This window comes from Peribacillus sp. NPDC006672, assembly GCF_050274955.1.
In the GTDB taxonomy this organism is placed as follows: Bacteria; Bacillota; Bacilli; order Bacillales; family DSM-1321; genus Peribacillus.
The window spans coordinates 217,378-231,324 of the sequence record NZ_JBNNOR010000003.1 but is presented as its reverse complement, the minus strand read 5'-3'; the positions used below and the strand labels follow the sequence as shown (position 1 = coordinate 231,324).

Genomic DNA, 13,947 nt, shown 5'->3' with positions numbered 1-13,947 from the left:
CGTCACCCTTCCGCTTTTAACTCTAGTAATAAATCACGTAGCTCGGCAGCTCGCTCGAAGTCCAGTGCCTTAGCCGCTTCCTTCATTTCTTTTTCCATGCTTGCCATCACTTTAACACGCTCTTTTTTAGGGAGCTTCGCGAGGCTTGGTGCAAGATCTTCTTTATACGCTTCTCCTTCTTCGGCTACATGTGTGGCCCTTATGGAGTCTCGGATATCCTTTTGAATGGTTTGAGGCATTATTCCATGCTCTTTATTATAATTTTCCTGTATTTCACGGCGCCGCCTCGTTTCATTGATGGCAAGTTCCATCGAATTCGTGATGCGGTCTGCATACATGATAACGTGGCCGTTTGCATTACGGGCTGCACGGCCCATCGTTTGAATAAGCGAACGTTCCGAGCGAAGGAACCCTTCTTTATCGGCATCCAGAATGGTCACTAATGACACTTCCGGAATATCCAGGCCTTCCCTTAGTAGATTGATTCCGACGAGTACATCATATTTGCCCATTCGCAGTTCCCGGATGATTTCTATCCTGTCTAAGGTCTTCACTTCCGAATGAAGGTATTGGACCTTGATGCCAATTTCCTTTAAATAATCAGTTAAATCTTCAGACATCTTTTTCGTTAAGGTCGTAATGAGGACACGTTCGTTCTTTTTGACCCGCTCCTGTATTTCACCGATCAAGTCATCTATCTGTCCTTCAATTGGCCGCACTTCAATCGTTGGATCTAGCAATCCGGTAGGACGGATGATCTGCTGAACCATTTCTGGCGTATGTTCGAGTTCATATGGTCCCGGAGTTGCCGAAACGAATATGGATTGATGGACCTTTTTTTCGAATTCTTCAAATCTTAGCGGGCGGTTATCTTTTGCAGACGGCAGACGGAAGCCATGATCGACAAGTACTTGCTTTCGTGCCTGATCTCCATTGAACATGCCCCGGATTTGCGATAGTGTAACGTGTGATTCATCCACGACCAATAGGAAGTCCTCTGGAAAGTAATCCATTAAAGTATAAGGTGTCGCACCTGATGGACGAAGCGTTAGATGGCGGGAATAGTTCTCTATCCCTGAACAAAACCCCATTTCCCGCATCATTTCCAAATCATAACGGGTCCGCTGCTCCAAGCGCTGTGCTTCAAGAAGTTTTTCATCTTCCCTTAATTCCTTCAATCTCTCTTCCAGTTCCATTTCGATATTCTGAACGGCTATCCTCATTTTCTCTTCTCGGGTTACGAAATGGGAAGCTGGGAAAATCGCGATATGTTCGCGCTCTCCTGTGATTTCACCAGTCAGGGCATCGACTTCACGGATACGGTCTATCTCATCTCCGAAAAACTCGACCCGCACACAGTGTTCATCACGTGAGGCCGGGAAAATTTCAACCACGTCACCGCGAACGCGGAAAGTTCCACGTTGAAAAGCAATATCATTCCGCTCATATTGAATATCCACGAGCCTGTGGAGCAAGGCATTCCGGTCTATTTCCATGCCTGTACGGAGAGAAACAACCATCTCCCTGTACTCTTCCGGAGAACCCAGCCCATATATGCACGAAACACTGGCAATGATGATGACATCTTTCCTTTCGAACAATGACGAGGTTGCCGAGTGACGAAGTTTATCGATTTCATCATTGATGCTTGCATCTTTTTCGATGAATGTATCAGTGGAAGGAACATAAGCTTCTGGCTGGTAGTAATCATAATAGCTGACGAAGTATTCAACGGCATTATTAGGGAAAAACTCTTTGAACTCACTGTAAAGCTGTCCTGCCAACGTTTTATTGTGGGCAATGACAAGTGTCGGCTTATTGATTTGTTGAATAACATTGGAAACCGTGAACGTTTTCCCTGTCCCCGTTGCCCCCAATAATGTCTGCATTTCCTTTCCCTCTTTAATGCCTTCGACAAGCATTTCAATTGCTGCAGGTTGATCTCCTTGAGGAGAGTATTTTGAGACTAACTCAAACTTATCTTTCACCAAGCATAGCCTCCTATTGAAATATTTTTATATGAAAACGGGACATGACCATATCCCTTCTATTTATTCCGGTTTAAGAAAGTATATATACTCATTCTACCACAATAGCCTCAAAACAAACCAGCAATAAGCGAACATCTATTCTGTTTTTGGGTTTTATAGACTCATGGTTTATTGAGGGCAATGGTAAGTTTGAGAAAAAAAAAGCACCTTTGATGTCAGGCGCTCTTGGATGTTCGTTTCATCATTCTTTTTGATAACCAAAATCCCACTGTAAGGGATAAGGCATCAACGATGATCAATAAGTTTGTATGCGTATAACCTTTATATGCAGAAGCTGTAATCAAGGCAACAGTTAAAACAAGGCCGACGACATTGTTATAGGTGACTCTTGAAAATAGCATGACAAGTAGACAAGGAAGAAAGAGGGCGGAAAGAATTTTAATCATTTTTTCATCTCCTTTATAAGAGAAAAATAGAGTAGTTTCAGTTTAAATGATTATGAAGTTTTTTGCCAATTAATTTCCCACTAGATTATCAAAAACATCCTCAGAAGACCGTTCCACCCATCCATCAATTATGCCCATAAAAAAAAGAGGCAAACCCCTTTTAAAGGGAAGTTTGCTTCTTTTCAGACCAATCAATATGGATCCGCTTCATGTCCTTTTCTAACTGCGGCCTCTGGGTTATCCGTTCCACCTATGGGTTTTGAAGATTCCGTATGTTCAGAAGCCGAGGCTAATCCCTCTTTCAATCTGCGACCATACTCTTCATCGGCCTCTTCAGCGAGGGCTATCATTTTTTCCTGAATGCGCTTGTCGGCAGGAGCCAATGCCGACACTAAATTGGAGATCAAATCATCTTTTTCCCAATCTTCAAATTCACGGAATGTTTCACCGGCCTGCTTCGTATTGCTTTGGCGATCGATTGTCTCACGGACAAGTTTCCCTTCTACCAAAGGTGTATACTCCTTGCCCGTCTGTTCAGCTTCTTTCAAACCGCCGACTGTTGATGGTTCGTAGTTGATGTGGGGGCTTTGGTTGCCCCTGCCAACTTCATATTGCATCTGTCCGCCAGTCTGATTCGTGGCTGTCCGTTTCTTTGGAGCATTAATCGGCAATTGCAGGTAATTTGCGCCAACACGGTGTCGCTGTGTATCGGAATAAGAAAAAGTACGTCCCTGTAACATCTTGTCATCCGAGAAGTCCAATCCATCCACTAGGACACCCGTGCCGAATGCAGCCTGTTCCACTTCAGTGAAATAGTCTTCCGGATTCTTATCCAATACCATCGTACCGACATGCAGCCACGGGAATTCATCTTTCGGCCAGATTTTTGTATCATCCAGCGGGTCAAAATCCAATTCAGGATGATCGTCATCACTCATGATCTGTACATTTAGATCCCATTCCGGGTAGTCCCCACGTTCAATTGCTTCATATAAATCCTGTGTGGCATGATTGAAATTCGTAGCTTGAATTTCATTAGCCTCTTTCTGTGTCAGGTTCTTGATCCCTTGTTTCGGTTCCCAGTGATACTTGACAAGTACGGCTTTGCCTTCCTCATTCACCCATTTATAAGTATTGACCCCTGACCCTTGCATCATCCGGTAATTGGCAGGAATGCCCCAAGGGGAAAAAACAAACGTAATCATATGAAATGTTTCTGGGGAACTGGAGCAAAAATCGAAAATCCTTCTTCCGTCCTGGATATTCGTAACTGGATCCGGTTTGAAGGCATGGATCAGATCAGGGAATTTCATGGCATCTCGGATAAAGAATATCTTCAGGTTATTCCCTACAAGATCCCAGTTTCCATCTTCCGTATAAAATTTTACCGCAAACCCCCTGGGATCACGTAACGTTTCCGGTGATGTCCCTCCATGAATAACAGATGAAAATCTCACGAATACCGGTGTTTTTTTACCTTCTTCCTGAAAAACCTTCGCTCTCGTATATTTTGAAATCGGCTCGTCCCCTGCTTTACCAGTCGGGACAAAATAACCATGTGCACCTGCACCACGGGCATGCACGACACGTTCAGGAATCCGCTCCCTATCGAAGTGACTGATCTTTTCCAGGAAATCGTAGTTCTCAAGTGTACTTGGACCTCTGTTCCCTACAGTTCTAAGACTCTGGTTATTCGTTACGGGGTGCCCTTGCCTGTTCGTTAATGTTTCTTTCGATTCATCATTGGTTTTTTTGGATTTATCGGACAAAAAATTACCTCCTTTGTTAATAAAAGCCACAATACTACTATACTTTCCCCTATCCCCTATATTTCACTCTTCAATCTTCAAATTTAATGGAAATCAGATAAATAATTGCTTTTCTCCTATATGTGAATGAGTATATTTTCACAAAATTAATAACGCCGCTTCATAACATCGAAAAAAACATATAAGGGACTCCCAAAAACTTCATCCAAATCCCTTGGCACAAAAAGGCCATGAGGTCACCATTTCAAACCTGCAGTCCGGGTGGTGAAAAAACATGAGGAATCAAGGTACCAAAACGCGTAATTTCCAGGTTATTGGAGCTAATAAACAAGCTGCCATTTTAGTCGGATCAGGATTCATTCCCAATCCTACGGAAGAAAGACTGTTAGCACCCAGGAACTATCAAGATAAGCTGCAAACGGCGGGATTCATGATAGATTGAAGGCTTTAGAAACATGAAGCGAGCATACCCATTTTTGTATAAGCCAGCAGAACTCAAATATAATGAAGTAAGGATAAAAAATTCAAAAAGCGGGGTGCCTTCATTGGACGAATCAATATTAGGAAGATTTGGCAGGATGATGACCGGAAAAACCAGTCGTTGGATTGTCATTGCTGTATGGATCATTGCAGCCATTCTATTAACCTTCACATTGCCTGCAGTAAATGATCGAACAGCGAATAATGCCGCTGACTTGCCTGCAGACTCTGCTTCCGTCGTGGCTGATGAACTTATTAAAAAAGAGTTTCCGAATTCTTCAGGATTACCGGCCCTGCTGACATGGCATCGGGAAAGCGGACTGACAGAAGCCGACTTGGCCAAAATCCAGTACGTTTCCAAAGAACTTACAGATAACCCACTTACACAGCAATCTTTTTTACCACCGCTTCATGACATCCCTTTGCCTGCTCTGCAAGAATCAGTTTCAGAAGATGGAACAACTTTCGTACAGCCGATTTTCTTTAAGGAAAAGACCGAGACTGCCATTCTGGAAAAAAATCTTGGAAGCATTAATGGAATAGTTTCAGAACGCATTGGATCGGACCCATTCAAGGTCCCAACGGATTCAGATGAATTATCCCTTCGAGTGACAGGCCCTGTAGGGATATCCGTCGATGCAACGGGATTATTCTCAGGTGCTGATTTCCAATTGCTTTTAGCGACTGTAATACTTGTACTTGTCGTCTTATTACTCATTTACCGTTCCCCGCTTTTAGCCATCATTCCTCTAATCGGAGTAGGCTTCGCCTATCTTGTCACAAGTCCGATTCTTGGATTCATGGCAGACCATGGTTGGATTACAGTTGATTCACAGGCCATTTCAATCATGACCGTATTATTATTCGGTGCCGGGACGGATTATTGTCTATTTTTAATTTCTCACTACAGAAGTGAATTAAGGACTCATGAAAGTAAACGGGATGCCATGATTGCGGCATTCAAAGATTCATCAGGCGCCATTGCGATGAGCGGCCTTACGATCGTCATTTCCCTGCTAACATTGCTTGTAGCCAAATACGGAGCCTATCACCGTTTTGCTGTACCATTCAGCTTGTCCATTTTAATCATGATGACAGCAGCTTTAACACTTGTACCTGCATTGCTTTCTGTATTCGGTAGGGCTTCCTTCTTCCCAATCGTTCCTCGCACACCAGAAATGGAAGAAGCACGTGCTAAGAAAAAGGGAAAAGGCGTCAAAAAACTTAAAGGATCAGGCCGAATCGGTAATTGGATTGGTAATATCGTCACAACCAAACCATGGACCGTCATTCTTACATGCCTGATCATCTTCAGTGTTTTAGCTGGATATTCTTCGCAAATAAAATATTCATATGATATTCTCTCTTCTTTCCCTGAAGATATGAACTCCCGGGAAGGCTATACTGTCATATCCAACTCGTACTCACCAGGCGAACTGGCACCAGCCACAGTGGTTGTCGATACGAATGGTAAGGATATCGATTTGTCAGATGCATTAAAAGAGATGAGCATCGTTGAACGTGTTGCTGATCCCGTTACAAGTAAATCCAATAAAGATCTGCAATCCTATGAAGTCACATTCAACATAAACCCATATGATATCGAGGCCATTGATTCAATTCCAGAAATTCGAAACATGGCGGAGAAGGAATTGAAGGCGGCCAATGTCTCTTCCGTTGATGAAAAGGTTTGGGTTGGCGGGCAAACTGCGACACAATTTGATAAAAGAGATACCGTAAAAGCCGATGAATTCATGATCATCCCGATTATCATCTTCCTGATTTCCTTGCTCCTTTTAGCTTACTTGCGATCTGTGACAGCCATGGTGTATTTAATGGGAACAGTCATACTCTCATTTTTTGCTGCTATGGGCTTAGGTTGGATAATCTTGCACTATTTCATGGGTGTGGATGCCATAGAGGGGACAATTCCACTTTATTCATTCGTATTCCTGGTCGCACTTGGAGAAGATTACAACATTTTCATGGTTTCAAGCATTTGGCGCAAGAAAAAGACGATGCCAATCAAGCAGTCCATAAGAGAAGGCGTTGCAAAAACTAGCGGTGTCATCTCTTCCGCCGGGATAATCTTGGCAGCCACTTTTTCCGTTCTTGCCACACTTCCTATTCAAGTATTGGTTCAATTCGGGCTCATTACCGCTTTGGGTGTATTAATGGACACATTCATCGTACGCCCTTTCCTGGTTCCTGCGATAACCGCCCTACTTGGCCGACGTGCCTTTTGGCCGAGTAAAGTGACTAATCAAGAAGAGAAAGAACATGCCAATTAATAAAGGTGTCAGCTTTATAAGCAAAAACCCTGTGCCCGATAAATGCACAGGGTTTTTCATGTTTTCAAAATTAAGGAAAACTTTCAGTTGACACTATTCCTTTCACCTCTTATAATTACATTAAGTTCAAGTATCTCAAATTAAAGATATATAAATTCAAGATTAATAATTCAGGAGGAATAACCATGACCAACACAAAATGGACAGTCGACCCGACTCACAGTTCTATTGAATTTTCTGTAAAACATATGATGATCGCTAAAGTAAAAGGACGTTTTAATAAATTCGAGGCAATCATTTCAGCAAATCCATCGGATCTGACAACTGCGGATATCAATTTTACCGTTGATGTGGCCAGTATTGACACACGCAATGCAGACCGGGATAATCACTTGCGTTCTGCTGACTTTTTTGATGTAGAAAAAAATCCCACATTATCATTCAAATCAACAAAAATAGCAAAAACGGATGATGATGAATACGATGTAACAGGTAATGTTACCCTTAACGGAATCACACAAGAAGAAACTTTCGCCATCACCTTCGAAGGCCAAGGAAAAGATCCATGGGGTAATGAAAAAGCAGGCTTTAGCGGAAAAGGGAAGATTAAACGCAGTGATTATGGCTTAACCTATAACGCAGCATTAGAAACAGGCGGCGTACTAATCGGGGATCAAATCAATCTAACCATCGAAATCGAATTAGCTAAAGAAGCTTAATGAAATAAAGAAGCAGCCATCCCTATGATGACTGCTTCTTTCTACATTTACCGGATTTACGAATTCCTCGTTTTATACAGTAAATAAATGAAGTATGGTGCCCCGATGCTCGCTGTAAAGACACCAGCCGGTATTTCCAAAGGTGAAAATAAGGTCCGTCCTACCAAATCCGCCACCATAACCAGGATGCCACCTAGCAAAGCTGAAGTGGGTAATAACATTCCAAAACTTGAACCAACCAGCCTTCTAGCCATGTGGGGTGCCATTAATCCCACAAAGCCTATTCCTCCAGCAAAAGCTGTAGAACCACCAATCAATGCCGTACTAATCATCAATAATGTAAACCGCTGTTTTTGGACATGCCCCCCAAGCCCCGTTGCAAGATCATCGCCTAGCTCCTGTAAATTAATATTTCTAGCATACAGAAAGGCAAGGAAAAGGAATAGAATCGTCCACGGCGCAAGCACAGCAATATTACTCCAGCTGGAGTTTGACACTGATCCCGTGATCCAAAGGTTTGCTTGGCTCGCCTGAAAGACTGGGCCAAGAATCATCATCATCGTGGTGAGTGCCTTCATTAAAGCCATCACCCCAATCCCGATCAACACAAGCCTTATCGGGGGAACTCCATTTTTCCAGGCTAAGGAATAAACAAGTAAAGCTACGACTGTCGCCCCGATGAATGCAGCCAACGGTAGCCAATTGATGCTCACCGTTAATGAATGATTCTTGTCGCTAAAAATGGCCATGAAGCCAACGACCGCTACAGTCGCTCCTCCTGTTATCCCCAAAATATCAGGGGAGGCAAGTGGATTTCGAATCATCCCTTGAAGGATTCCTCCAGCTACAGCAAGACCCATCCCTACCAAGAGAGCAACGATAATTCTAGGAAGGCGGAAAGATTGGATGATAAGCCGATCGCTCTCCGTCCCCCCTCCGATAAAGACCTGGAGGACATTCCAAGGATGTATATTCATTTCACCCATTCCAGTACTGATCACAAACACTAATGAAGTGACTAAAAATAATATAAAGATCACGATCATAGCCTTTTTATCCATTAAGAATGATATTTTTTCATTAAATAAACGGAAGCTCTTAAACGATTTCATCTACCGCTGAACCCCTTTCTAGCTATATAAATAAAGAATGGGGTCCCGATTATGGCTGTCATGACTCCTACCGGAACTTCTCGAGGCATCAGGATATACCTTGATATGATATCCGCTGCGATCAAAAGCACCGCCCCGAAAAGTCCAGAAAACGGAATCAACCAGCGATGATCGATGCCTACTATTGAACGGGTAAGATGCGGTACGACAACTCCTATAAAACCAATCGGACCCGCAACCGCCACTGATCCTCCGGCGAGCAGGATGACTGCCAGTCCAAGAACAAGTTTAAGGAAAACTATATTCAGTCCAAGACCTTTTGCAACATCTTCACCCATGGATAACACATTCATTTTACCGGAAACGATCAAGGCAAGGCCCCAGCCAACAATAAGATAAGGCAGGACGGCGATTAAATTGTCCAGACTTCTTCCGGAAACTGATCCAGCAAGCCAGAATAGGACTTGTTCTAAAAGGGCCTCATTGGAAACGAGAAGGCCTTGTGTCAGTGAAGATACCATGGCAGTCATGGCTGCACCGGCCAATGTCAGCTTCATCGGTGTCATGCCGCCCCTTCCCATGCTTCCAATCATATAAATGCTTATCGCGGCTATGCTGGCACCAATAAAAGACAACCACGTGAATACTTGAAGATTGCTTATCCCAAAGACGGTGACCCCAGTGACAACGGCCAATCCCGCGCCTGCGTTGACCCCGAATATATCTGGAGAAGCGAGGGGATTTTTAGTTAGCGTTTGCATCAAAACCCCTGAGATGGCTAAACTGGCACCAATTGCCGATGCGATCAGGGCCCGTGGAAGTCTGACTGATTGAATGACAATGTGTTCATTCGTCCCATTGAAATGGGTAAAAGCATCAATGGCCATTTGCCATGTTGTATTTGTATATCCGTAAACAATGCTTGAGCACAGTAAAAAAAGCAGCAAAATAATGGTAACGAACAGCCCCATCCATTTCTGCCGTGAATTTTTTAATAACATATCCGGTTACCTTTCCAATCACGTTTGTATATCCTTATTTTATTCAATTGTACTGGCGTTAACAGGATCATGTCAATGAATTTGAGAATCATTTTCAATTATATATTGACAGAAAAGTATATTCATTTTATGATGATGCTGGTAAGTGCGAATGATTATCATTTGCAAAAAAATGGGAGGGATACATAGATGTTTAGATTTAAGTCATTATTAACGATTTTTACAATATTTGCAGTCTTCCTTCTAGCTGCCTGCGGGAATTCGAATGATCAAGCTAAAGGAAATAAAGCTGAAGACAAGAAAGAAGAGAAAAGCTACACAATAGAGCATGCCATGGGCACTGCCGAATTGAAAAAAACGCCTAAAAGAGTGGTCGTTCTAACAAATGAAGGCACTGAGGCGTTACTTGCTCTAGGTATCAAACCTGTTGGTGCCGTTCAATCGTGGCTTGGTGATCCTTGGTACGACCATATTAAAGATGATATGGATGGGGTCGAAGTTGTTGGTGTTGAACATGAAATTAACTTAGAGAAAATCGCATCACTGAAACCTGACTTGATTATCGGAAGCAAGATTCGCCAAGAAGCCGTTTATGATAAATTAAATGCAATCGCTCCTACCGTTTTTTCTGAAACGCTAAGAGGCGATTGGAAAGATAACTTTAAACTATATGCAAAAGCCTTGAACCTTGAAGAAAAAGGAAACGACGTAATAGCCCAATTCGATAAACACACAGAAGATCTTAAAGCAAAATTGGGTGATAAGGTAAATCAAGAAGTTTCCATAGTTCGTTTCATGGCTGGAACAACTCGTATTTATTATACGGATTCATTCTCTGGAGTGATTTTCGATCAATTAGGATTTAAACGTGCAGAGCAACAGAAGGAACTGTTCACTCCAAATAATAAATTGGGTAACCTTGCCATCGAGGTTGGGAAAGAAGTCATCCCTAAAATGGATGGAGATATTCTCTTTTACTTCACCTACGCTCCTGAAGGCGATAAACAAGCCCTAAGCACAGCAAAAGAGTGGACTAATGATCCACTTTGGAAAAACCTTGATGCAGTCAAAAAAGGAAATGCTTATGAGGTTAGTGACGCAACATGGAATACAGCTGGCGGAGTAATTGCAGCTAATAAAATGCTGGACGATATAGAAAAAATCATGCTTAAAAAGTAAAAATACAGGATCGCGATCCTAATGAAAACGGCCTTTCTCGATATAGATTCGAGAAAGGCCGTTTTACTTTACATTCATGCGCTCCGCTTTAATGACATTACCCCGCTTGTCCACTTTCCTTTAATTGATCGTCAACGAACAAGATGCCCAATTCGTAATGCTCCCCGTCAAATAGGGCTCTTTGTACAAAACGAATCTGTTCATTATTATCGATGACCTCAAGCTTGCAATGTGCCCGGTTTATTTGGAGCGCCCTGTATAATTCTTCTTCTTCCCTGACGACGACACCATTTATTTTCGAAATGACCTCCCCTTTAAGCAACCCCATCTTATCTGCCGGTGATTGAGGGATTATGCCTAAGATCTGAACACCAAGCTTACTTTTTGAAAAATAAAAAGGGAGCTTTTCATCCATTGCCTTTTGGGAATAATGCAGGAATTCTCGACCCAGGATTGCTAAAACCGCCGTTATGATAGCCAATGGCGGGTACCAATAACCAACTGCCGCTAATAGCGTTATCGCAAATCCCAATGCTCCTATCTTTTTGCCTTGCGCCCTAATGGCCTGTTCTGGGAGCGTCCCCTGAACTTTTTGCTTGAAGCCGATCAAAATGGGAAGTACGATTGGCGAGAGATATATGTCCCCGATTGAAAACACCGGATACCATTCGAAAGGCGCTGGAAGCTGTCCGCCCGGAATCATAACGAACATTGGAATTAGCCAGATCCGCTGTGAAACGTACACACCTATCGGCTGCCCCCTCTTGGATACCTCCAACTGAGGGGAAACCTTTTTACTTCCATTGCCAACAATCAAAAACCCTTCAGCAATCAGCAATAACCCTATCAAAATAACAAGTGTCGGATATACGGACCGGTCCAGCTGATTAAACGCATCCTGAAGTACCGTCAGCTTGATATCTCTATCATATAAAAAGAAAAGGATAAAGAAAGTGAGTCCCACTGTATAAACGGGGGAAACGAACCTCCTTTTCATGGATAACATTGACAAGATCGTAACCCCTGCCATGATGAACAGCGCCGCCAAGGGAATGGTTAGTCCCAATGCCAAGGTGAGGACAGAAAGGATGAATCCCCATATCAATCCTTGAGGCAACATGGAACGCAGCTCCATGGAAATACCGTAGATCTTCGTATTAAAATCATGGCGTTCCCGTTTAACGCGAAGATAGCCGATGAATAAACAATATGCAATCGAAACATAAAGCAAAGGATGAAGGAAGAGTTTCCCTAATCCCATTAAGCATGCTATCAGCCAATCCGTTGTCAATTTCTATCCACCATCCTCAAAAGTAATCAAAATTTTGTTGAATTTCGTTCTGGTCATTTATCTCCTATTCTATCAAAAATGTGACCTCCCTGCCTATTAAGATGGAGAAAAAGTAGCTTTATCTTGAGTTTCCCCAATACTTCCTTCATGTTTGCAGGCGAAAGCTTGATCAAGTGCAAAAAAGGCACCGCCCTAAGCGGCGGTGCCTTCGCATTATTTCACTAAATAATTTAAAGCCGTGCGCAATTGAATATCATTATCTTCATCCTTGATCTTTTCCAGTATGGCGGATTCAAGATGTGATGCGGTTTTAGCGTCCAGCTTGCCCGTCACTTTCAGTCCAAATTGTTTTTGGAATGCTTTTACAGCGATTTCCGTACTCAAATCATAATAACCATCCTCACGACCCGGTTCAAATCCAATTCCTTTCAGAATGCTTTGTGCATACTGGATTTGTTCATCATTCATATCCCGCTGCAGGACCTTCTCAACGGCCAGCTGATGGGCATTAAAGTAATCCGGCTGTTTCACTTTGATTGTCGGTTCGATCCCCTTTTTATGGATCCAGTTTCCTGAAGGCGTCAGCCACTTATATAATGTAAGTTTAATTTTACTGCCATCACCCATTGGTACAGCTTGCTGAACGGTGCCTTTTCCGAAGGTCTTCTCGCCGACCAATGGATAGCCTCCCGCCTCCTGCATGGCGCCAGCCAGAATTTCCGAGGCTGATGCGCTGCCCTTATCCGTCAACACGGCAATGGGATAATCTTTCGCTTTCTTAAGGCTTGTAAAAAACGATTGTGTTTCTCCCGTTCTTTCTGCAATTTGCAAATAGGGCTTTTCTTTTGTGATGAACTCTCCAAGAATCGTTTCCACACTAGATAGAAGGCCACCTGGATTGCCGCGTACATCTATGACCAAGCCTTCGATTCCCTTCTTTTCCAGCTCCTTCATCTGTTTTTTGAAATCAGTGGCAGTATTCTCCGAAAATGTAGTCAACTCGATGTAACCTATTTGTTCACCGGCGACTTCCTTAATTGATGAAAATACGGTATCCAATGGAATTTCAGCACGCACCATATTGAATTCAAGTGGATTGGCAACCCCCGCCCGCTTTATTTCCATTTTTACTGGTGACCCTTTTTTGCCACGGATTTTCAGGCGTGTTTCATATAGATCTAAACTTTCTACACTTACACCATTCACCTTAAGGATTTGATCTTTCGGCTTTAATCCAGCTTTTTCTGCAGGCGAGTCTTTGTAAGGAGATACAATTATAACCTTACCATCTTCCATTCCAATTTCAGTCCCTATCCCTTCAAAAGAGGAGTCCAAGGTTTCATTGAATTGTTTAGCGGTCTCCTTGTCCATATATACGGAATAAGGATCTTTCAACGTTGACAGCATGCCTTGGATGGCACCTTCCACCAGATTAGAACCGTCCACCTGTTCCACATACTGGCTTACGATCAAACCGTAAGCTTGTTCCACTTTTGCCCATTCCTTATCCTTCAGTATTGTTTGGCTTTCTTCCTTTGCTTCATTCTTATCCGGGAAGCTTGTCCAATATATGCCCCCCACTGCTCCAATGGCTAGTGACATGATGATTGCTAGAGGAATTACCCATTTTTTGACCATATTTATCCCCATTTCTGACCCTGATATGTA

The 13,947-nt window shown here is 42.9% G+C and carries 11 protein-coding genes; 4 read left to right on the top strand and 7 right to left on the bottom strand.

The annotated features are described in order from the left end of the window. Positions 1-2: 2 nt before the first annotated feature. The 3 genes from uvrB to ACQKKK_RS06980 form a co-directional block, all read right to left on the bottom strand. Positions 3-1,988, bottom strand: coding sequence for an excinuclease ABC subunit UvrB (uvrB, locus tag ACQKKK_RS06990; protein WP_427615101.1), 1,986 nt, complete (start codon positions 1,986-1,988; stop codon positions 3-5). Positions 1,989-2,206: 218 nt separating this feature from the next. Further along, complete coding sequence (locus ACQKKK_RS06985) at positions 2,207-2,437, bottom strand: CsbA family protein (RefSeq protein WP_034309928.1); 231 nt, start codon at positions 2,435-2,437, stop codon at positions 2,207-2,209. A 191-nt stretch (positions 2,438-2,628) separates the two neighbouring features. Next, positions 2,629-4,206, bottom strand: a complete 1,578-nt coding sequence (locus tag ACQKKK_RS06980; protein ID WP_427615099.1) for a catalase — start codon at positions 4,204-4,206, stop codon at positions 2,629-2,631. 274 nt (positions 4,207-4,480) lie between these two features. Between ACQKKK_RS06980 and ACQKKK_RS06975 the strand changes: the two genes are divergently transcribed. From ACQKKK_RS06975 to ACQKKK_RS06965, 3 genes are all read left to right on the top strand, one after another. Then, positions 4,481-4,648: an N-acetylmuramoyl-L-alanine amidase gene (locus ACQKKK_RS06975; protein WP_427615097.1), complete on the top strand. Its 168-nt coding sequence runs from the start codon at positions 4,481-4,483 to the stop codon at positions 4,646-4,648. A 103-nt stretch (positions 4,649-4,751) separates the two neighbouring features. Next, positions 4,752-6,977, top strand: coding sequence for an MMPL family transporter (locus tag ACQKKK_RS06970; protein ID WP_427615095.1), 2,226 nt, complete (start codon positions 4,752-4,754; stop codon positions 6,975-6,977). Between the two features lie 185 nt (positions 6,978-7,162). Then, a complete protein-coding gene (locus tag ACQKKK_RS06965) occupies positions 7,163-7,696 on the top strand; it encodes a YceI family protein (RefSeq protein WP_427615094.1) in 534 nt (177 codons plus the stop codon). 56 nt (positions 7,697-7,752) lie between these two features. Here the strand turns inward: ACQKKK_RS06965 and ACQKKK_RS06960 are convergent, their stop codons facing one another. Together ACQKKK_RS06960 and ACQKKK_RS06955 are read right to left on the bottom strand one after the other, a co-directional pair. Next, the gene (locus ACQKKK_RS06960) at positions 7,753-8,808 is read right to left on the bottom strand and encodes a FecCD family ABC transporter permease (RefSeq protein ID WP_427615093.1); all 1,056 of its coding nucleotides are present in this window, start codon (positions 8,806-8,808) and stop codon (positions 7,753-7,755) included. Further along, positions 8,805-9,809, bottom strand: a complete 1,005-nt coding sequence (locus ACQKKK_RS06955; protein WP_427615092.1) for a FecCD family ABC transporter permease — start codon at positions 9,807-9,809, stop codon at positions 8,805-8,807. The genes ACQKKK_RS06960 and ACQKKK_RS06955 overlap by 4 nt, the downstream gene beginning before the upstream one ends. 189 nt (positions 9,810-9,998) lie before the next feature. On the opposite strand from ACQKKK_RS06955, the gene ACQKKK_RS06950 reads away from it, so the two are divergent. Then, positions 9,999-10,988: an ABC transporter substrate-binding protein gene (locus ACQKKK_RS06950; protein WP_427615091.1), complete on the top strand. Its 990-nt coding sequence runs from the start codon at positions 9,999-10,001 to the stop codon at positions 10,986-10,988. Positions 10,989-11,085: 97 nt separating this feature from the next. Here the strand turns inward: ACQKKK_RS06950 and ACQKKK_RS06945 are convergent, their stop codons facing one another. Then, entirely contained in the window at positions 11,086-12,279 is a 1,194-nt protein-coding gene (locus ACQKKK_RS06945; RefSeq protein ID WP_427615089.1) for a PDZ domain-containing protein, read from the bottom strand. 213 nt (positions 12,280-12,492) lie between these two features. After that, complete coding sequence (locus ACQKKK_RS06940; RefSeq protein WP_427615088.1) at positions 12,493-13,917, bottom strand: S41 family peptidase; 1,425 nt, start codon at positions 13,915-13,917, stop codon at positions 12,493-12,495. Positions 13,918-13,947: the final 30 nt, after the last annotated feature.